The sequence below is a fragment of the Stenotrophomonas maltophilia genome, from assembly GCF_006974125.1.
Classification (GTDB): Bacteria; Pseudomonadota; Gammaproteobacteria; order Xanthomonadales; family Xanthomonadaceae; genus Stenotrophomonas; species Stenotrophomonas maltophilia_O.
In genome coordinates, this window is the sequence record NZ_CP037858.1 from 2,571,316 (window position 1) to 2,591,407 (window position 20,092).

At 67.8% G+C, this 20,092-nt stretch carries 18 protein-coding genes; 12 read left to right on the top strand and 6 right to left on the bottom strand.

The window, feature by feature from the left end; genetic code table 11:
• Nucleotides 1–2: 2 nt before the first annotated feature.
• On the top strand, nt 3–287 hold the full coding sequence (locus tag EZ304_RS11650; protein WP_099485296.1) for a metal-sensing transcriptional repressor: 285 nt from the start codon (nt 3–5) through the stop codon (nt 285–287).
• A gap of 77 nt (nt 288–364) precedes the next feature.
• Here EZ304_RS11650 and EZ304_RS11655 read toward each other — a convergent pair whose 3' ends face one another.
• Nucleotides 365–736, bottom strand: a complete 372-nt coding sequence (locus tag EZ304_RS11655; RefSeq protein WP_142807138.1) for a MerC domain-containing protein — start codon at nt 734–736, stop codon at nt 365–367.
• Between the two features lie 69 nt (nt 737–805).
• Here EZ304_RS11655 and EZ304_RS11660 point away from each other — a divergent pair, with 69 nt between their 5' ends.
• Nucleotides 806–2,131 carry a GTP-binding protein gene (locus tag EZ304_RS11660; protein ID WP_142807139.1) on the top strand — a complete coding sequence of 442 codons (1,326 nt, stop codon included), beginning with the start codon at nt 806–808 and terminating at the stop codon, nt 2,129–2,131.
• Between the two features lie 78 nt (nt 2,132–2,209).
• Here the strand turns inward: EZ304_RS11660 and EZ304_RS11665 are convergent, their stop codons facing one another.
• Together EZ304_RS11665 and EZ304_RS11670 are read right to left on the bottom strand one after the other, a co-directional pair.
• Nucleotides 2,210–3,817, bottom strand: coding sequence for an ATP-binding cassette domain-containing protein (locus tag EZ304_RS11665; protein WP_142807140.1), 1,608 nt, complete (start codon nt 3,815–3,817; stop codon nt 2,210–2,212).
• Between the two features lie 249 nt (nt 3,818–4,066).
• The gene (locus EZ304_RS11670) at nt 4,067–4,966 is read right to left on the bottom strand and encodes a LysR family transcriptional regulator (RefSeq protein ID WP_142807141.1); all 900 of its coding nucleotides are present in this window, start codon (nt 4,964–4,966) and stop codon (nt 4,067–4,069) included.
• A gap of 227 nt (nt 4,967–5,193) precedes the next feature.
• On the opposite strand from EZ304_RS11670, the gene EZ304_RS11675 reads away from it, so the two are divergent.
• Together EZ304_RS11675 and EZ304_RS11680 are read left to right on the top strand one after the other, a co-directional pair.
• A complete protein-coding gene (locus tag EZ304_RS11675; protein ID WP_142807142.1) occupies nt 5,194–6,372 on the top strand; it encodes a serine hydrolase domain-containing protein in 1,179 nt (392 codons plus the stop codon).
• The gene (locus EZ304_RS11680) at nt 6,369–7,553 is read left to right on the top strand and encodes an MFS transporter (protein ID WP_142807143.1); all 1,185 of its coding nucleotides are present in this window, start codon (nt 6,369–6,371) and stop codon (nt 7,551–7,553) included. Before EZ304_RS11675 ends, EZ304_RS11680 begins: the two co-directional genes overlap by 4 nt.
• Before the next feature lie 314 nt (nt 7,554–7,867).
• Here the strand turns inward: EZ304_RS11680 and EZ304_RS11685 are convergent, their stop codons facing one another.
• Nucleotides 7,868–9,484 carry an EAL domain-containing protein gene (locus EZ304_RS11685; protein WP_142807144.1) on the bottom strand — a complete coding sequence of 539 codons (1,617 nt, stop codon included), beginning with the start codon at nt 9,482–9,484 and terminating at the stop codon, nt 7,868–7,870.
• A 231-nt stretch (nt 9,485–9,715) separates the two neighbouring features.
• On the opposite strand from EZ304_RS11685, the gene cycA reads away from it, so the two are divergent.
• Nucleotides 9,716–11,089 (top strand): D-serine/D-alanine/glycine transporter, encoded by a 1,374-nt coding sequence (cycA, locus tag EZ304_RS11690; RefSeq protein ID WP_142807145.1) that lies wholly within the window; start codon nt 9,716–9,718, stop codon nt 11,087–11,089.
• A gap of 217 nt (nt 11,090–11,306) precedes the next feature.
• Complete coding sequence (locus EZ304_RS11695; protein WP_099552542.1) at nt 11,307–12,083, top strand: lytic transglycosylase domain-containing protein; 777 nt, start codon at nt 11,307–11,309, stop codon at nt 12,081–12,083.
• A gap of 62 nt (nt 12,084–12,145) precedes the next feature.
• Here EZ304_RS11695 and EZ304_RS11700 read toward each other — a convergent pair whose 3' ends face one another.
• A complete protein-coding gene (locus tag EZ304_RS11700) occupies nt 12,146–13,666 on the bottom strand; it encodes a tetratricopeptide repeat protein (protein ID WP_142807146.1) in 1,521 nt (506 codons plus the stop codon).
• Between the two features lie 165 nt (nt 13,667–13,831).
• Here EZ304_RS11700 and EZ304_RS11705 point away from each other — a divergent pair, with 165 nt between their 5' ends.
• Nucleotides 13,832–15,913, top strand: a complete 2,082-nt coding sequence (locus EZ304_RS11705) for an NHL repeat-containing protein (protein WP_142807147.1) — start codon at nt 13,832–13,834, stop codon at nt 15,911–15,913.
• Here EZ304_RS11705 and EZ304_RS11710 read toward each other — a convergent pair.
• Nucleotides 15,891–16,298, bottom strand: coding sequence for a YciI family protein (locus tag EZ304_RS11710; protein ID WP_012479004.1), 408 nt, complete (start codon nt 16,296–16,298; stop codon nt 15,891–15,893). The genes EZ304_RS11705 and EZ304_RS11710 overlap by 23 nt on opposite strands.
• A 731-nt stretch (nt 16,299–17,029) precedes the next feature.
• On the opposite strand from EZ304_RS11710, the gene EZ304_RS11715 reads away from it, so the two are divergent.
• The 5 genes from EZ304_RS11715 (at nt 17,030) to EZ304_RS11735 (ending at nt 20,066) form a co-directional block, all read left to right on the top strand.
• Entirely contained in the window at nt 17,030–17,443 is a 414-nt protein-coding gene (locus EZ304_RS11715; protein ID WP_142807148.1) for a YciI family protein, read from the top strand.
• Nucleotides 17,444–17,510: 67 nt separating this feature from the next.
• Nucleotides 17,511–17,933: a VOC family protein gene (locus EZ304_RS11720; RefSeq protein ID WP_142807149.1), complete on the top strand. Its 423-nt coding sequence runs from the start codon at nt 17,511–17,513 to the stop codon at nt 17,931–17,933.
• Nucleotides 17,934–17,967: 34 nt separating this feature from the next.
• A complete protein-coding gene (locus EZ304_RS11725; protein WP_142807150.1) occupies nt 17,968–18,378 on the top strand; it encodes a VOC family protein in 411 nt (136 codons plus the stop codon).
• Between the two features lie 23 nt (nt 18,379–18,401).
• On the top strand, nt 18,402–18,758 hold the full coding sequence (locus EZ304_RS11730; protein ID WP_142807151.1) for a DUF1428 domain-containing protein: 357 nt from the start codon (nt 18,402–18,404) through the stop codon (nt 18,756–18,758).
• A 45-nt stretch (nt 18,759–18,803) separates the two neighbouring features.
• Entirely contained in the window at nt 18,804–20,066 is a 1,263-nt protein-coding gene (locus tag EZ304_RS11735; protein WP_142807152.1) for an RNA polymerase sigma factor, read from the top strand.
• Nucleotides 20,067–20,092 lie beyond the last annotated feature (26 nt).

Genomic DNA, 20,092 nt, shown 5'->3' on the forward strand with positions numbered 1-20,092 from the left:
CCATGGCCCATGTACACAAGAATCGAAAGCAGCTGCTGACCCGGGTACGCCGTATCGGCGGCCAGGTGGCGGCGTTGGAACAGGCGCTGGACAAGCCCGAGGGCGAAGCGGGCGACTGCGCGGACGTGCTGGTGCAGGTCGCGGCGGTGCGCGGTGCCGCACACAGCCTGCTGATGGAGCTGCTGCACGAGCACCTGCAGGAGCACGTGGTGGGTGCCGATGACCCGCAGCAGCGGGCGGACGAGGCCGCGGTGCTGGTCGAGCTGCTGCGCCGCTACGGCAAATAGCAAGGGTAGTGCCGGCCGCTGGCCGGCAACCCCATGAATTCCGCAATCAACCTGCAGTTGCCGGCCAGCGGCCGGCACTACCCGTGCCGGTGCCGCGCATTCCAGATATGCGTCGCCGCCAGCAGCAGGCTGCCGGTGACGGTCATCGGCGTTTCCCAGTCATGCGAAGGTAGCGCCAGCGCGCCGGCCAGCAGCAGCCCGAGTCCGGCGCCAGCGGTGGCCCAGGCCAGCACGGGCAGCGGATGACGGCGCTCGGCCCGCCACAGCGCATAGCCGGTCAGCGGCAGGGCGATGGCCACGAACAGCAGGTGGACCCATTCCGCTTCGGCCCAGGTGCCGAACAGGGGGAGCGCAGCGGCCGGCAGTGGCAGCGCCAGGCAGTGCAGCAGGCACAGGCTGGACAGGGCGACCGCGCCGGCATCAAGCAGGGTGGCAGAAGGCGACTTCATCGGGGGAGGTTCCTTGCACAACAAGTGTTATACAGTAACATTTCCGTTCCGCAGCCAACCCGCTCCGACATGAACACTGTTTCCCGCGCCGACCGTCGCCTTCCGGTCACCGTGCTGTCCGGCTTCCTCGGGGCCGGCAAGACCACCCTGCTCAACCAGATCCTGCGTAACCGCGAGGGCCTGCGCGTGGCGGTCATTGTCAACGACATGAGCGAGGTCAACATCGACGCACAGCTGGTGCGTGAAGGCGGCGCCGAACTGCGCCGCACCGAAGAGACGCTGGTGGAGTTCAGCAACGGCTGCATCTGCTGCACGCTGCGCGATGACCTGCTGCAGGAAGTGCGGCGCCTGGCCGATGCGGGTCGCTATGACTACCTGCTGATCGAATCGACAGGCATCGGCGAACCGATGCCGGTGGCGGCCACGTTCGCGGTGCGCGACGAGCAGGGCTTCAGCCTGAGTGACATCGCGCGCTTGGACACGATGGTGACCGTGGTCGATGGCAGCGCCTTCCTTGCCGATTTCGGTTCGACGCTGCGCCTGGCCGAGCGCGGCCAGCAGGCTGGCCCGGAGGACGATCGCGGTGTGGTCGACCTGCTGTGCGAGCAGGTCGAGTTCGCCGACGTGATCGTGGTCAACAAGGTGGACCAGGTGGACGACGAAGTGTTGCAGGACACGCTGGCCGTGCTGCGCGGGTTGAACCGCGACGCGAAGCTGCTGCTGTCCAGCTTCGGTGATGTGCCGCTGGCCGAGCTGCTGGATACCGGTCGCTTCGACATGGAGCGTGCGCAACGTGCGCCGGGGTGGGTGAAGGAACTGCGCGGCGAGCACACACCGGAGACCGAGGAGTACGGCATCGGTAGCTTCGTCTACCGCTCGCGACGTCCGTTCCATCCCGCGCGATTCGCGCGCGCGCTGCAGTCGGGCATGCCAGGCGTGATCCGCAGCAAGGGCTGGTTCTGGCTGGCCAACCGCATGGACTGGGTGGGTGAGCTGAACACGGTGGGCGCAGCGACGCGCACGCAGGCGGCAGGCTTCTGGTACGCCGCGCGCGATCGTGTGCGTGCGGGCATCGAGGACACCACACCGCTGCTGCCGCCCACGCCGCTGCCCTACAGCGACCTGGGCTGGGCCCGGCAGCAGGCCGACTGCTGGAGCGCGCCGTTGCCGGGGCTTGAGGAATTTCCGGACTCGGCCGCACACACGGCGATGCAGCGGCTGTGGCACCCGTTGTGGGGCGATCGTCGCCAGGAACTGGTAGTGATTGGCGTGCACATGGACGAGCGCGCCGTGCGTGCAGAGCTGGATGCCTGCCTGCTCAATGACCAGGAGCTGCGTGCGGGGCCGCTGCTGTGGCAGCAGCTGCCGCAGGCGTTCCCGGTGTGGAAGCGCTGAGCGGGCGCTGAGGGTTCGAGGTGTGCCGGCCAGCGGCCGGCACTACCTGCCCTGCATCGATCCACGCATGGCGTGGATCTACAAGGCGTCACGCCACTGCCAGCCCTCGGTGCTCACCTGCAGCACGTGGGTCGGTCGCAACGCCTGCAGCAGGTGCCGGTCGTGGCTGACCATCATCAGTGCACCCGGCCACGCCGCAAGCAGTTCCTCCAATGCCTGCAACGCGCTCAGATCCAGCGCATTGCCCGGCTCGTCCAGCAGCAACAGCTGGGGCGCAGGATCGGCATACAGCACGCTGGCCAGCGCACCCTTCACGCGTTCGCCATCGCTGAGGCTGTGGGCTGCCCGCTGGATGCGCTGTGCGTCCAGCCCGAGCAGCGCAAGCCGCGTGCGCAGTTCGCCCGCATCGGCACTCGGGTTTGCCGCTTGCACGGTCTCCAGGATGCTGCGCCCGTCGGACAATCCCAGTAGTTGCTGGTCAAGCAGTGCCAATGGCGCATGCCGTTGCACGGTGCCACTGCGTGCAGGCAGCTGCCCTGCCAGCACACGCAGCAAGGTAGATTTTCCAGCACCATTGTCACCGACCACAGCGATGCGCTGCCCCCGGCGGATCTCCAGCTGCAAGGGGGCGGCGCAGCCGTGCGGCAGCACCAGCGACTCTGCCTGCAGCAGGCGCGCGCTGCCGCGTTCGCCTTCGACGGCAAACAGCGCCAGTTCCGGCGTAGCGTGAACCGCTGATGCCGCAGCGCGCAGCTGGTCGGCGCTGACCTGCAGGCGCTCGGCCTGGACCTGCTGCGATCGACCATGGCTGGCCTCGGCGCGCTGCTTCTGCCGGCCCAGCAGGATCGGCGCCTGGTTGGCCTGCTTCGCATCGCGGTTGCCGCGCGACTGGCGTTGCTGCTGCCGTTCGTGCTGTTCACGCGCGCTGCGCTGCTGCTGCCGGTGCTGGGTGCGGGCGTGGTCGAGCTGGGCAACGGCGGCTTCACGCTCGGCCGCGCGCGCGTCGGCGTAGTGTTGCCATGGCCCGCCATAGCGATGCAGTCCGCGCGCGTCCAGTTCGACGATCTGCTGCATGTGCCCAAGCAGCCCGCGATCATGGCTGATCGCCAGCAGGCCGCCACGCCACTGCTGCAGCTGTTCGTACAGCTGCTGTCGATGCCGCACGTCGAGATGGTTGCTGGGTTCGTCCAGGATCAGCCAATCAGCGCCGCTGGCCCAGGCGCCGGAGAGCGCCACCTGCATCGCCTGGCCACCGCTGAGACGCGCGGCAGGCTGGGCGGGATCGAGATCATCGGGCAGGCGCAATGCCTGCCATTGCTGTTGCAGGCGATCACGCAGATCCCAATGGTCGCCGACGCAGACAAAGTCGGCCTCGTCCACACTGCCGGCTTCGATGCGTTGCAGCGCGGCCAGTTCCGCGCCGACGCCGGCCAGTTCACCGACGGTGCCGGCAGGTGGATAGCCGGGCGTGGGCAACAGGAATACGCGGCGGCTGCCGCGTACCTGGCCGCTGTCGGGTGGCAGGCGGCCGGCCAACAGGCGTGCCAGCACGCTTTTGCCGGCGCCGTTGGCACCGACCAGGCCGGTGGCGACCGGATCGAAGGAAAACGACAGATCGGAAAACAGCGGGCGGCCGTCGGCCAGCCGATACGACACGCGATCGAGCGTGAGGGAATGTGTGGTCATGCGACCTCCATGGATGCCGGGTTCTCCCCTGCGCGCAGGGGCGGGAAGAGTCAGGCCGTCTATCGGGAAGACGGCGGCATCAATGGCGCATTGGTCGCGAGCCTCTGGGAGGAATGAGCGGCCAGTATAGCGGGGTTGGCTGAATGGTCGGGTTGGCAACGGGTGACTCGAGCGCGGCTCGACTCTACACGGGCATCCACGCATGGCGTGGATCTACTGTGGGGCGGGCATGGCGCGGAGTGGTTGGGCCTACGGCACGGTTTCCAGACGTTCGCTGACGAAGTCGATGAATACCCGCAGCTTCGGAAGCACGTGGCGGCCCGAGGGCCACAGCAGGTGGAAGATGCCGCAGGAGTGCACGTGATCGTCGAGCACGGTCACCAGCCGGCCGTCGGCCAGTGCATCGCGCACCGAGTGCACCGGCACGAAGGCCAGGCCGATATCGCGCAGCGCCAGTGCCACCCGCGCTTCGATGGTGTTGGCCACCATGTGCACCGGAAGCTCCTGCGGTGTTTCATGATCGGGCCAGTGGATCGGCCACAGTTCCAGCTTGCCGGTGCTGGGGAAGCGGTAGTGCAGCAGTGTGTGCTGCATCAGCTCTGCTGGCGTGCGCGGAATGCCGCAGCGCTGCAGGTAGGCGGGCGAGGCGACGATGCGGCGCGGGAACACGCCCAGCCGCCGCGCGTTCATGCGCGAGTCGCTGGGCTCACCGACGCGCAGCACCGCATCGAAACCTTCCTCGATGACATCGACCAGGCGGTCGCTGAAATCCAGGTCGAGGCGGATGTCTGGATACGCCGCCATGAATTCGGCCATCAATGGCAGGGTGAGGTCGCCGACCAGGGGCAGGCTGATGCGCAGCGTGCCCTTGGGTGAGGCATGTGGCTGCGCCAGTTCGGTGCGGGCGGCGTCGCGCTCGTCGAGGATGCGGCGGCAGCGCGCCAGGAACAGCTGGCCCTCGGCGGTGAGGGTGATGCTGCGCGTGCTGCGATGGAACAGGCGCACGCCCAGTGCGTGCTCCAGCCGCGCTACACACTTGCCCGCTGCCGAGGCGGAAATGCCCTGCAGGCGCCCGGTCTCGACAAAGCTGCGGGTGTCGGCGGCATGCACGAAGGTCTGCAGGTTGGCGAGGTTGTCCAGGACTGACATGGCGTGCAGGTGGTGAAAGCGGCAGGGTAGGTCGGCGCGACCGCTGCGGGTGGCTCCGCCATCGCAACACTGTGGTGCGGGCGGAGCGGGGACCGTTGCGGCCTTGAAGTTCCGGTCATCATGCCGATTGCGGACTACGGGGTCCATGATGCCCGGAGCGGCAACCGGCTTTTTGCGAGGACGCCCGCTGCCTAACGTGGCGGCTTCTACCCCCACGGATCACCGCGATGAATGCCACTCCTTCCTTCGAACCTGAGCCGACACTGCCGTCGGTGCAGCGGCTGCTGCAGCAGGTCCACCCGCAGCGCCTGGTCGGTGCGGTGGTGCTGGTGCGCGAGCACGGCGTGCTGCGCCATGCCAGCGCCACGGGCCTGGCGGATCGCGGGTCGGCCACGCCGATGCAACGCGACCAGCTGTTCCGGTTGGCCTCGGTGAGCAAGCCGCTGCTGACCACGGTGATCCTGCGCCTGGTGGCCCAGGGCGTGCTCGACCTCGATACGCCGGTACAGCGCTGGCTGCCGGACTTCCGCCCGGCGATGGCCGATGGCAGCACGCCGCCCATCAGCCTGCGCCAGCTGCTCAGCCACAGCAGCGGGTTGGGCTATCGCTTCCTCGAAGCCGATGCGGACGGCCCCTACGCGCGGGCCGGTGTCAGCGATGGCATGGACGCCAGGCCGTTGACCCTGGCCGAGAACGTGCGCCACATCGTGCAGGCGCCACTGCTGTTCGCACCGGGCAGCCAGTGGATGTATTCGCTGGGCGTGGACGTGGCCGGTGCCGTGGCCGAAGCGGCGACCGGGGAAACGTTGCAGGCATTGTTCGCACGCTTGCTGGCTGCGCCCCTGGGCCTGCGCGATACCGCCTTCGCTACCCACGATGCGTCACGGTTGGCCACGCCCTATGTCACCGACACACCGCAGCCACACCGCCTGCGCGAAGGCGAGGTGGTCGCCCCGTTCGAGGGCACGGTGGGCATCGAGTACAGCCTTGCCCGCGCAACCGATGGCAGCCGGTTCCCTTCGGCCGGCGCGGGCCTGGTGGGTACCGCCGATGAAGTGGTGCTGGTGCTGGAGGCGCTGCGCGACGGGCAGCACGCCGGCCTGTTGCCGCCCCACCTCGTGGCAGAGATGGCCACCCCGCAGGTCGGCGAGCAGGGACCACCGGAGCCGGCTGGCTGGGGCTTCGGTCTTGGCTTTGCGGTGCTGCGCGATGCGGCCGCCAGCGGCACGCCGCAGAACACAGGTACATGGCGCTGGGGCGGTGCCTACGGCCATAGCTGGTTTGTCGACCCTGCGCGCGGCCTGAGCGTGGTGGCGCTGACCAACACGCTGTACGAAGGCATGGACGGTGCCTTTGTCGATCAACTGCGCGATGCGGTGTATGCCGATCTGGGGACTGCACGATGAGCGGCCATGCCATCGATGCCGCCAGCCCGGCCGGTGAAGCCACGCGTCTGCCATGGGCCGGCCTGCTGGCACTGGCCGGCGGTGGCTTCATCACCCTGCTGACCGAGACCTTGCCGGCCGGTGTATTGCGGCCCATGGGCGACAGCCTGGGTGTGAGTGATGCGGCGGTGGGGCAGTTGGTGAGCGTGTATGCGTTGGGCTCGGTGATGGCCGCGTTGCCGATGACCGCGCTGACCCAGCGCCTGCCACGACGCCCGCTGCTGCTGGCAGCCATCGCCGGCTTCGTGGTGGTCAATACATTGACCGCGTTGAGCGGCAGCTATCCACTGATCCTCGCCGCACGTTTCCTGGCGGGCGTGAGCGGCGGGCTGCTGTGGTCACTGGTGGCTGGCTACGCGGCGCGCATGGTGGTGCCCTCGCTGCAGGGCCGGGCGATTGCGGTGGCGATGGTCGGATCGCCGCTGGCGCTGTCGCTGGGCGTACCGGCCGGCACGTTGCTGGGCCAGCAGATCGGCTGGCGCTGGGCGTTCGCAGTGATGAGCGTGCTGGGCGTGGGGCTGCTGACGTATGCGCGTTGGGCACTGCCGGCCTTGCCCGCCGCCGGTGCCGGCCAGCGCACCTCGCTGGGCGCGGTGTGGCGCACGCCCGGCGTGCGCAGCGCACTGCTGGTGATGGTGCTGTACGTGCTCGCGCACAATGTGCTCTACACCTACATCGAACCGCTGGCAGTGGAGGCGGGGGCGGGCCCGTGGCTGGATCGCCTGCTGCTGGCCTTCGGCCTGGCGGCGATCGCGGGTATCGGTATTGCCGGCTGGGGCGTGGATCGCCACCTGCACACGCTGGTGTGGGCAGCGGTGATCGGTTTCATCCTGCCGGTGCTGGCGCTGCTGATGTGGCCGGGCAACGCGACCGCGCTGCTGCTGGCGACGGTCCTGTGGGGCGTGGCCTTCGGCGCGGTGCCGACCCTGTTCCAGACCGCACTCGCACGCCGAGCCGGGGCCGCAGCGGATCTGGCGCAGTCGATGCTGGTGACCGGCTGGAACCTGGCCATTGCGGCGGGAGGTGTGGCGGGTGGTGTGCTGCTGCAGACCAGTGGGCCCACCCAGTTGGGATGGTTGCCGTTGCTGCTGCTGGCGGTGACTGCTGCATGGTTGCTGGCACGGCCGAAGGCGTGGGCGTAGGCGACGATCGGTGGTGGCGCGGTGCCGGCCAGCGGCCGGCACTACCGTGGTCCACGCCATCCACGCATGGCGTGGATCTACCGGGCGCAGCGACCCGCGTTTGCTTTTGCTTTCTTCTGTTGATTCCGTGGTGGGAGGCAGCCGGAACCTGTCAGAGGCCGGGGCGGTCGGGTTCGCGGGGGTGTCCGCGGCATGGATGCCGCGGCCAAGCCCCCATGGATGGGTTTACGGCGTCCCCCGCGAACCCGACCGCCCCGGCCAACTCCGGGATAGCTGTACGCGACCCACCACGAGGGGCTCCGCCGTTCGCCGTCCTATTCCACTGGCTCACGCTCGATCGGCACGCTGCGCGGGTTCTGCATGTCCTCCCGCGCTGCGCCATAGCGCTGCTGCCGTTTGTGATGGAACGCCACGAATTCATCGCGTGGCAACGGCCGCGAGAAAAGCCAGCCCTGTCCGAATTCCACCTTGCGGCTGTGCAGGTAGGCCAGCTGGGCTTCGGTCTCCACGCCCTCGGCCACCACCCATAGCCCCAGTTCCTTGGCCATGTCGATGATGTGCGGGGTCACCGGGCTGGTGGCGCTCTCGGTGCCGATGGCATCGATGAACGACTTGTCGATCTTCAACGCATCCAGCGGCAGCTGCTCCAGGTACTGCAGGCTGGAGAAGCCCACGCCGAAATCATCGATGGCCACGCTGTGGCCGGCGCGGCGTGCCTGCGCCAGCATCGTGCGGGCGCGGTCCAGATCGAGGAAGCCGCGCTCGGTGGCCTCCATCCAGATCTGTTGCGGCAGGATGCCGCTGCCGGCCATGTGCCTGGAGATCATCTTCAATGCACGACCGCTGCTGATGTCCTCGGCAGCGAGATTGATCGCGATGTGCGCGCTGCGATCGGCCACCAGCAGCTCGCGCATGTCGCGCACCACGTTCTCGATCACCAGGTCGGTGACGTCGGCGATCATTCCGGCTTCCTCGGCCAACGGAATGAACAGGTCCGGGCGCACCTGGGTGCCATCCGGGCGCTGCCAGCGGATCAACACCTCGGCGCCGACGCAGATGCCGGTATCCAGTTCGATGATCGGCTGGTAGTGCAGGTACAGCTCGCGGCGGCGGATGGCGGTGGCCAGTTCGCCGCGCAGCGACAGGCGGCGCCGCGACAGCCAGATCACCAGGCCGGCACCGGCAGCGGCCAGCAGGACGCTCAGTGGCACGAACAACCACGCCTGCTGCCGGAACGTGGCAGCCAGTGCGGCGCGCGGTGTGGTGGCGATCGCCAGCCATTCCTCGTTGCGTGCGGTCGCGTACAGCGTGTTCTGGTCCAGGCCTTCGCCCGGTGTTCGCAGCAGCGCTTCCAGCAGCGCCGGTTCCATGCCCTCCTGCCTGGCCAGCAGGCGGCCGTCGGGGCTGGCCAGGGCCAGGCGCACGTGTGGATCGACGATGACGTCGACGAAGCGGCGTGGATCGACCAGTACATCGTAGTTGCCGTACAGGATGGCCAGCATCTGCCTCCGGCCACTGGCTTCGGGCCGGATATCCACCGCAATCCCCGCACCGTCACTGGTGACATGGTCGGCCTTGGGCTGGTTCACGTCGGATGGGAACGGCCCCCACGACGTGCACCGCAGCTTGCCGCCCTCGAAATAGCCCATCTGGTCGACCGACGACGTGGTCATCACCAGAGTCTGCATGCGCCGGATGTGGTCCGGCCCGCACGGATCGTAGGCGCCGGCCTCGGCGGACTTCAACGCGGCCAGCGCTTCCATGTAGGACTGGTCGGAACGGCGCAGGGTGCGGCCGGCGATGTCGCGCAGGCGCTGCTGCTCGACGCTGACCGCACGGTCCCAGGTGGCATAGGCCATCACCGCGATCGGCACAGCCGCAGCCAGCAGCGCCAGTGCGGTGGCGCCAATGATCACGCGCAGCCGGCTCATGGCCGGGGCTCCAGCAGGGCGGGCAGGGCAGGGTGCATGGACTGGGCCGATCCTTGGGCAGGTGCGGCTATCTGAGCATGGCGCCGGGCCGGGCGGAATGGGCGCGACCCGGCATTTCGTCACATTGTGATGAAAGCGGCCAAGTTTGACGGGATCGGCCCATCCAGCGCTGGCGCTCCGGCCTGTGGAGGACTACCGTCGAACGCTTCGCCCGCCCTTTTGCCCGCGCCCATGACCGAGCCCGCAACGCCCCCCGAGCACCTGCGCCGCAGCCTGTCCAACCGCCACCTGCAACTGATCGCCATCGGTGGTGCCATCGGCACCGGCCTGTTCATGGGGTCGGGCAAGACCATCAGCCTGGCGGGCCCATCCATCGTCTTCGTGTACCTGATCATCGGCGCGATGCTGTTCTTCGTGATGCGCGCGATGGGCGAGCTGCTGCTGTCCAACCTGAACTACAAATCCTTCATCGATTTCTCCACCGACCTGCTCGGTCCCTGGGCCGGCTTTTTCTGTGGGTGGACCTACTGGTTCTGCTGGATCGTCACCGCCATCGCCGATGTGATCGCGATTGCCGCCTATGCGCAGTTCTGGTTCCCCGGGCTTGAAGCCTGGAAACCGGCGCTGGCGTGCGTGATGCTGCTGTTGTCGTTGAACCTGGTGACGGTGAAGCTGTTCGGCGAAATGGAATTCTGGTTCGCGCTGATCAAGATCGTTGCGATCTGCGCGCTGATCATCACCGGTGCCGGGCTGGTGGCGTGGGGCTTCACCTCGCCCAGTGGCCACACCGCGGCGCTGTCGAACCTGTGGAATGACGGTGGCATGTTCCCGATGGGCCTGGTGGGCTTCTTCGCCGGCTTCCAGATTGCGGTGTTCGCCTTCGTCGGCATCGAGCTGGTGGGTACCACCGCCGCCGAAACCGCCGATCCGGAGCGCAACCTGCCCAAGGCGATCAATTCGATCCCGGTGCGCATCATCATCTTCTACGTGCTGGCGCTGATCGCGATCATGGCAGTCACGCCGTGGCGCCAGGTGGTGCCGGACAAGAGCCCGTTCGTGCAGCTGTTCGTGCTGGCCGGCATTCCCGCTGCCGCCAGCCTGATCAACTTCGTGGTGCTGACCTCGGCCACCTCGTCTGCCAACAGCGGCATCTTCTCCACCAGCCGCATGCTCTACGGCCTGGCCGAGGAAGGCCACGCGCCGCGCGGGCTGTCGCGCCTGTCGCGCGCGGCGGTGCCGGCCCGCGGCCTGCTGTTCTCCTGCCTGTGCCTGCTGGGTGGCACCCTGCTGATCTACCTGATCCCGAACCTGGTGACCGCCTTCACCCTGGTGACCACGCTGGCCACCGTGCTCTTCATCTTCGTCTGGTCGCTGATCCTGGTGGCCTACATGGTCTACCGCCGCCGCTACCCGGAGCGCCACGCTGCCTCGATCTTCCAGATGCCCGGCGGCGTTGCCATGTGCTGGGCCTGCCTGGTGTTCTTCGCCGGCGTGCTGGTGCTGCTGAGCCTGCAGGGCGACACCCGCCAGGCGCTGATCGCCAGCCCGGCGTGGTTCGTGCTGCTGGGTGTGGGGTATTGGGTGCGCCGGAGGACCGCGAAGTGATCCAACGTCTCCGTTCCATCGATTGGCCCATCGTCTCCAGAGAGTTACATCCACGCATGGCGTGGATCTACTGTCAGCCGCAGGAAATCGGCCGTTGCCGTTGCTGTTGCTGTTGAGGTTGCCGGCCAGCGGCCGGCACTACCACGGGTGCAGGGCGCAGCCCTGCCGGCCCCCATTCACCCGGCGTTAGCGGGCGCGGCCGGATCATCCGGCCGCCATGTCCCGTCGCTCCCTCCTGCTCGCGCTGTCGCTGCTGTCCAGCCTGTGGCCGGGGCTGGCCGCCGCGCGCACCGTCTACCGTTGCGTGCAGGGCAACACCGTGAGCCTGGCCACCGCCCCGGAACCCGGTTCACGTTGCACCCCGAAGGAAATCGACGACAACGCCATCCAGGCCCCGAACCTGTGGGGCAACATGGGTGTGTTCAGTGGTGTGCTGTATGAGCGCGAGCAGGATGGCGTGCTGGTCTATTCCACCCGCAACCTGCCCGGTTCGCGGGTGTTCCTGAAGTTCACCGTGGCCACGCCGCCGGGTGAGCCCGCCCACGAGGGCCTTGGCAAGGTCGGCAAGCCGCAGCTGGCCCAGCATGCCAGGCAGTTCAAGGCCGCCGCCAAGGCCACCGGCGTCGACGACGCCTGGCTGCGTGCGATCGCCCATGCCGAGAGCAATTTCGATGCGCTGGCGGTCTCGAGCAAAGGTGCGCAGGGCGTGATGCAGCTGATGCCCGAGACCGCGCAGGAATTCGGCGTGCGTGATCCGTTCTCGCCGCAGCAGTCGATCGAGGGTGGCGCGCGCTACATGCGCGCGCTGCTGCGCCGCTACAACGGCGATCGGCCGCTGGCCGCAGCGGCCTACAACGCCGGTATCGGTGCGGTCACCCGCTACAAGGGGGTGCCGCCGTATGCCGAAACCCTGGCCTATGTGGACAAGGTGATGGCGCTGTACGCGCGTTACCGCGAAGCGATGGGCATCCGCACCGAGGTGCCTGCACGCTAGGCTGGCGGTGCTGGATGTGTCGTGTAGCGCCGAGCCCATGCTCGGCTCTACAAGGCGTCTGCTCAGCGCGAGGTCGAGGTGCTGACCAGTTCGTAGCGCTCGACGCGGCCCAGGCGGGCAACCTCGGCCTGCACGTCGGCACGTTGCTTCAGCGCACGCCAGGCTGCATCGATCTTCACGTCGCCCGGCAATGACGGATAGGTGCGCATGTCCTGCAGGCTGGCCAGCGTCTCGCCACGGTCGGTGGGGGAGCGCAGCTGTTCGATCAGCACTGCGGCTGCTCCGTCCAGGTTGCCTTCGTCCAGCAGCATCTCGCGATGGAACAGGCGCGCGTCGTCGCGCTGGGCAAGGATCACCGAGCGTGCGGCTTCCATTGCCTGGGCATCGCCGCGTTCGCGGGCGGCAGCGAACTGCACCAGGGCTTGTGCGGCTTTGCCGTAGCCACCGAGGTCGGGGAGATCTTTCACGGCCTGCGCTGCATCCTGCATGCGGCCGAGCGAGGTGAACACGAAGCCGACATTCAACCGGTGCTCGATGTCGTCCGGGCCGAGTGCGCCGATGCGGGCCGCCTGTTGCGCCGCCGCCAGGGCATCGTCGGTGCGGCCCAGCCGGCGCAATGCGGTGAACCGGCTGTTGAGCAGCCACGCCACCCATTCGGCTTCCTCCGCCGACGGCGATTCGCCTTCGGCAGCCGCCCGGGCCATGCCGTCGGTCAGTGCCAGCACTTCCTCATTGCGGTCCAGCATCAGCAGCGTGACGCTGAACTGGGCCATGCGCGCGTCCAGCTTGCGATCAAGCAGGCCGGACACCCGCAGGTCGTCCAGGTGCTTCTGCGCGACCTGTACCGGGTCGAAGCGCGGATCGGCGCGGTCGACATAGCGGTCGAAGCGCTTGTCGCTGCGCAGCTGGATGATCTCGGTTGGGCTGTCGATGCGGGCCAGCGTGGCCGGAATCGCGTCGCCGCGGCCGTTCTCGGCCTGCAGCGTGGCCAGCGCCAGCCACAGTCCGGTCGGTTCCAGGCCACCGCTCTTCCAGCCGTTGTCGAACAGCGCCTGCAGCAGGTCCATGCGCTGCCGCGGCTGGTCGCGCAGGCGGTACTGCAGGTAGCCGATCGTCTGGTGTTCGAGCGGCAGCGGCGCTTCGGCATGTTTCAGTGCCTGCACCAGATGACGGGTGGCCGCTGCAGGCTGGTCCTCGGACAGTTCAACCGACATCAGGGTGAGCAGGACCTGCGCATCCTCCGGCAGTGCCTCCTGCGCCCGCTGCAGGTAGCGGCGGGCCTGGTCCGGCTTCTTCTGCACCATCGCGGTCCAGCCGGCCACCTGCGCGGCGCGGCCGCGATGTTCGGCATCGAAGTCATCCAGCATCGGATCTTCCATCAGCCGTTCCATCGCGATCAGCGCGCCCAGTGTGTTGCCACTGCGCGACTGCTGGATCGCCTCATCCCATCGCGTGGCATAGGCCATGTGTACTGCGTCGCTGGTGACCGACGGCTTCTGCGGCGCCACCGTGATCGAGGCGGAGGCGGATGTGCTGGCCAATGCGGCAATCAGCAGGGCGGCGAGGGGGAGGATGCGGGGCATGGAGGATCTCCATCCGTGGGAACCGCATTGAACCTGCTGGAGCCAGCGAGAACAAGCGCGATGGATGGAACTCTGGCGTTTGACCGCACGATTGGCCATGGCGGATCGTGCGTTCAGCGTCTATTGTCGGTGCCTCTTCAGACAGCAGGCAGGCAGCGCAGCACGATGGCACGGTGGCAATGGATGGCGGCAGGCGTAGCGTTGGCGACGGTAGTGGCATTGGCCGCAACCTGGTGGGAGACACCGCTGCATACGCTGGCTGAACCGGCGGGTCCGGCTCCAACGCCGTTGGCGTGGACCGCGCAGATCGAACCACTGGCCGGCGATGGCCACCCGGGTGACCGCGATGGCGCGTCCGCACAGGCACGTTTTGCGGATCCGTACGCGTTGCTGCGCGGCGCCGATGGCAGCGTCTATTTCACCGATGCCGGTGACAACAACCGGATCCGCCGCCGCTTGCCCGATGGCCGCGTTGAAACGGTGGCCGGGCAGGGCGAGGGGCGCGTTGATGGCCCGGCACTGCAGGCCAGTTTCAATACGCCCTCGGGCATTGCCGCCGACGCGCAGGGCAACCTGTATGTGGCCGACACCGGCAACCATGCGATCCGCCGCATCGGCACCGATGGCCAGGTGACCACACTGGCCGGTGGCGAACAGGGCCACGCCGATGGCCCTGCCGCGCAGGCACGCTTCGATGCGCCGATGGGCATCGCAGTGGATGCGCAGGGCCAGGTCTACGTGGCCGATACCTTCAATGACCGCATCCGGGTGATCGGTACTGATGGCAACGTGCGCACCCTGGCCGGCGGCGATCGGCCGGGCCTGGCCGATGGCACGGGCCCGGCTGCGCGCTTCGATACGCCGGTGGCCCTGGCCTTCGATGCGCAGGGCGCGCTGCTGGTGGCCGACCTGTTCAACAATGCCGTGCGCCGCGTAGGCGCCGACGGCACGGTCAGCACCGTGGTCGCCGCCGGTGGCGTGATCAATGGGCCGCTGTCGCTGGCCACCACGCACGACGGTGTGCTGTACGTGGGCGATCTTGATGGCCGCATCGTGCAGGTGACGCCGCAGGGCCACCAGATCGCGCTGGTCGGCAATGGTCGCCTGCCGCGGCTGGCCCGCCCCACCGGACTGGCGATGGACGCCGATGGCAGCGTGCTGGTGGCCGACGCCGCCAGCTACCGTCTGCATCGCCTGCGCCCGCTGCCGGTGGGCGAACTGCCGGCACCGGCACTGGTCGGCCCGGCTGCCGATGCGGCGCTGCCGAAGACGGGCGGCCGCTGGCCGCTGGCACCGCAGGACGGTTGGCATGAGGTGGTCGGTACGTTGGGTGAGGTGCGCGGCAACTTCACCGGCGAGAGCCGCCACCACCTGCATGGCGGCTTCGACGTGCGCGGTGATGTGGGCCAGACCGTGCTGGCGATTACCGAAGGCAAGATCAGCAGCCCGATGGCGGCATGGAGTCTGGGTGAACAGGCCGAGGGCCTGGCGGTGGACCGCCTCAAGTACATCCACATGCGGGTGGGCCGCACCCCGCGCAATGAACCGTTCGATGCGCGCTGGCAGGCGCTGTACGACGAGCAGGGCAAGCTGCAGCGGATGCGCGTGCGCCGCGGCATGCGCATCCACGTCGGCGATCGCCTGGGCAGCATCAACAACCAGGCGCACGTGCACCTGGCCGTGGGTACCGGTGGTTTCGAGACCAATGCCGTGGCGCTGGGCTTCCAGAACTACGCCGACCACTTCGCACCGCGCATCACCGATGTGGCGCTGCTGGACGACAACGACCAGCCGATGGCCGCCGGCAGCGATGGCGTGGTGATGGTGGCGCGCCAGGGGCGCGGCGTGCAGATCGTGGTGGAGGCGTGGGACCAGGTCGACAACAACCTGCCGCGACGCCGTCTGGGCATGTACCAGGTGGGCTACCAGATCCTCGATGCCGGCGGACAGCCGCTGCAGGGCTATGAACAGCCGCGCTGGAACATCGTGTTCAACCGCATGCCGCCGCAGAAGGAAGCGGTACGCGTGGCCTACGCACCGGACAGCGGCATCACCGTGCATGGCAGTGCGATGACCCGTTTCCGCTACCTGGCCACCAACACCGTGCGTGATGGCCTGATGGAAACCGGGCGCTGGCAGCCGGCGTCGCTGCCGCCGGGCGAGTACACCGTGCGCGCCAGCGTGCGCGATTACAGCGGCAACGAAGGCGTAGGCCCGCGCGAGATCAGGGTACGGCTGCTGCCATAGCCGCAGCCGGGGCGCCGCAGCGTTCGCGCTCGGCGTCCATGTCTTCCAGCGGCCGCACCTCGATGCTGCCGAAGCGCGCCCACGGGAAGTCGCGGGCGATGCGCATGGCTTCGTCGCGGTCGCGGGCGACGATCAGGTTGAAGCCGGCCAGCAGTTCGCGGGTTTCGGCGAACGGGCCATCCAGTACACGGCTGTTGCCATCGCGCACGCGCAGGGTCTGCGCGGTGTCGACCGGCTGCAGCTTCTGCGCGGCCAGCAGTGTGCCCTCGGCCTGCAGCTTGTCGGCATGGGCGAGGCAGTCGCGCATCAGCGCGTTGAATTCTTCGATGGGCAGGGCCTGCAGCAGGGCAGGCTCGATATAGATCAGAAGCAGGTACTGCTGCATGGCACGGTCCAGGCGGGGCGGGTGCTCATGATGGCGCAGGATTGCGCGTGGGCATGTTGCAGCGCGGGAGGCGGCGCCTTTCGGCGGGGATCGGCGAACGGCGGAGCCCCTTCGTGGTGGGTTTGGGTTGGGCGCTGAAAGCGGGTTTCCTGAGGGTGTGCCGGGCGGGTGGGATTGGCGGGGACGCCGTGAATCCGTCCTTGGAGGCTTAGCCGCGCCATCCATGGCGCGGATACCCCGCCAATCCCACCCGCCCGGCCCCAGACAGATTCCGGCGGCCGATCCACCACGGGAAATCAACAACAAGAGCAAAAGCGGGTCGCTTCGCTCGCAAAGCAGAGGCCGCCAGCCAGCCGCCGTTGCTGTTGCTTTTGCTGTTGCTTTTGCCCTCTTTCTTGATCTTCCCGTGGTGGGTACCGGAGGCAGAAAACTGTCCAGGGCCGGGTGGGGAGGCAGGGCAGGGGCGTGAGCCGCATGGATGCGGCGACCGAGCTTACATGGACGTACTTGCAGCGTCCCCTGCCCTGCCTCCCCACCCGGCCAAACCCATGAACCCGAGCTTTCAGCGACCAACCCAACCCCACCACGGAGGGGCTCCGCCGTTCGCCGACCTCCGCCGAAGGCACGCTTTCCGCGGAAGAAAAATTTCCAACAGACGTGTCGATTCCCAGCCCTCTGGTTCGTTGTACCCAGTGAAGGGCACGCACCACGCGTCCCCACGGGAGACTGCAATGAAAGTGATGGTGATCGTGAAGGCCAACGCCGACTCCGAAGCCGGCCGCATGCCCAGCGAACTGGAACTGTCCGAAATGGGCGCCTTCAACGAACAACTCGTGGCCGCCGGCATCATGCTGGCCGGTGAAGGCCTGCACGCCACCCAGCGCGGCCGTCGCATTCATTTCGGCAGCGGCGCACCCAGGGTCGAGGCCGGTCCGTTCGGCCCCGCCAGCGAGCAGATCGCCGGCTTCTGGCTGTGGGACGTGCGCTCGCTGGACGAGGCCGTCGAATGGGCCAGCCGCGCGCCGTTCGGCAGTGGCGGCACGCTGGAACTGCGCCCCCTGATCACCGCCGAAGACTTCGGTGAAGCCTTCACCCCCGACTTACAGCAGCAGGAACAGCGTCTGCGTGTACAGCTGGAAGGTTGATCCGATCCATTTCTCCGCCGGGCACCGCCCGGCGCTACCGTCCTGAAACCCTCAACGGAGCAATGCCATGAAACTGATTCCCTTCCTCGGCTTCAGCGGCCAGGCCCACGATGCGATGGCGTTCTACGCCAAGGCACTCGGTGGCCAGGTGACGTCGGAAATGAAGTACCGCGACATGCCGCCCTCCGATGGCTCGCCGGGCTGCAACGAAATGCCGCCGGAAACCCTCGACCACGTCGCGCACAGCCAGCTGGAGATCGGCAACGCCATCCTGATGGCCGCCGACGGCCCCGGCGGTGGCGAGGGTGGCTCGACCACCATCAATGTCGATGTCGACAGCATCGAGGAAGCCGAGCGCGTGTTCGCCGCGCTGGCCGACGGTGGACAGGTGCAGATGCCGATCGCCGAAACGTTCTGGGCGCATCGCTGGGGCATGCTGATCGACCGCTACGGCAAGCCGTGGATGGTCAACTGCATGAAGCAGCCCTGATTCCTCTTTCCTTCATCCACAAGGAGCTTTACCGATGAGTGCACCGCAACCGCAGATGATCTTCGTCAACCTGCCCGTTCAGGATCTGAACGCATCCAAGGCCTTCTTCGCCGCGCTGGGCTACAGCTTCAATCCGACCTTCACCAATGACGATGCGGCCTGCATGGTCATCAGCGAGAGCATCTTCGTGATGCTGCTGACCCAGCCGTTCTTCAAGCAGTTCACCAATAAGGCGATTGTCGATGCGCACAAACACACCGAGGTGATCACCTGCCTGTCGGCCGACAGCCGCAAGGCGGTGGACGTGATGGTGGACAAGGCGCTCGCGGCGGGTGCCAGCGAACCGCAGCCGGCTCGTGACTACGGCTTCATGTACCAGCGCGGCTTCCAGGATCTGGACGGCCATCTCTGGGAAATCGCACACATGGACGGCGAGCCGGGCTGACGGCGGTCGCAGGGAGAACCCTCATGGCTTACGTGGATGCTTACGTTCTGCCGTGCCCGCAGGACAAGGTGGCGGCCTACCGCCGCCTTGCCCGCAAGGCCGGCGCGGTCTGGAAGGACCATGGCGCGCTGCAGTACATGGAGTGCGTGGCCGACGACGTGGAACCAGGCAAGAGCACGTCGTTCCCGCGCGCGGTGAAAGCCAGGCCCGGTGAAACGGTGATCGTCGCCTTCGTGCTGTTCCGCTCGCGTGCGGCACGCGACCGCATCAACGCGAAAGTGATGGCCGACCCACGGTTGGCGTCGCTGGGCCCGAAGGACATGCCGTTCGATACCAAGCGCATGTTCTGGGGTGGCTTCAAGCCCATCGTCGAAGCGTGAGCTGTGGCGCTTGTGCGGGCCGGGCGTGCGTGCTGTGATCGGCGCATGCTCGATCCCGCACTGACGCAGCGTCTGGAAACCCTCTGGCGGATGGAGTCGCCGGTGTTGATCGCGCGCCTGGCGCGGCTGCTCGGGGGCGATGTCGGCCGTGCCGAGGAGCTGGCCCAGGACACCTGGCTGGCCGCGCTGGAGCGCTGGCCGGAGCAGGGCATCCCGGACAATCCCGGAGCCTGGCTGATGACCACTGCGCGCAACCGCGCCATCGATGTGCTGCGCCAGCACCAGCGCGTGGCGCAGCAGCATGCGCAATGGGGTGAGGAACTGCATCCGGCACCCCTGCCAGCGCCGGATGACAGCCATGCGCTGGAAGATGACCTGGGTGACGATCTGCTGCGCCTGATGTTCGTGGCCTGCCACCCGGTGCTGCCTGCCGATGCGCGGGTGGCACTGACCCTGCGCCTGCTCGGCGGCCTGACCACCACCGAGATCGCGCGTGGTTTCCTGCAGCCCGAGCCGACCATCGCCCAGCGCATCGTGCGCGCCAAGCGCACCCTGGCGCAGAAGCAGGTGCCTTATGAAGTGCCGCGCGCGGAGGCAATGCCCGAGCGATTGGCTTCAGTGCTGGAGGCGATCTACCTGGTCTTCAACGAAGGCTATGCGGCCAGCGCCGGCGATGACTGGATGCGACCGGCGTTGTGCGAGGAGGCGCTGCGGCTGGCACGCGTCCTGGCCCATCGGCTGCCGGTCCCGCCGGTTCTGGGCCTGCTGGCACTGATGGAACTGCAGGCATCGCGCGCTGCGGCACGGACCGACGCGCAGGGCGCGCCGGTGCTGCTGGACCAGCAGAATCGAGCCCGCTGGGATTGGCTGCAGATCGAGCGTGGACAGCAGGTGCTGGCCCGTGCGCTGGCGGCCGGTGGAGGCGACGATCCCTATGTGCTGCAGGCGCGCATTGCCGCCTGCCATGCGGCTGCGCGTCGGGCTGAAGCCACCGACTGGCCACGTATCACTTCGCTCTATACCCAGTTGCTGCGGGTGATGCCTTCGCCGGTTGTCGCACTGAACCGGGTAGTGGCGGTGCTGCGCAGCGAGGGCGCGTTCGCTGCATGGGCACAACTGCAGCCGCTGCTGGTTGATGCACGCCTGCGCGACTATGCCCCTTTGCAGGTAGTCTGCGGGGAGGTACTACAGGTGCTGGGACGTGACCTCGACGCACGTCACGCTTTCGCCGAAGCCGCCAGACTCAGCCAGAACCAGGCGGAGCGGGGCCTGCTGCGGCGACGGGCCGGACTGCCACCCCAGGAGTGACTGCGACGAACGCAGCACTTGTCGGC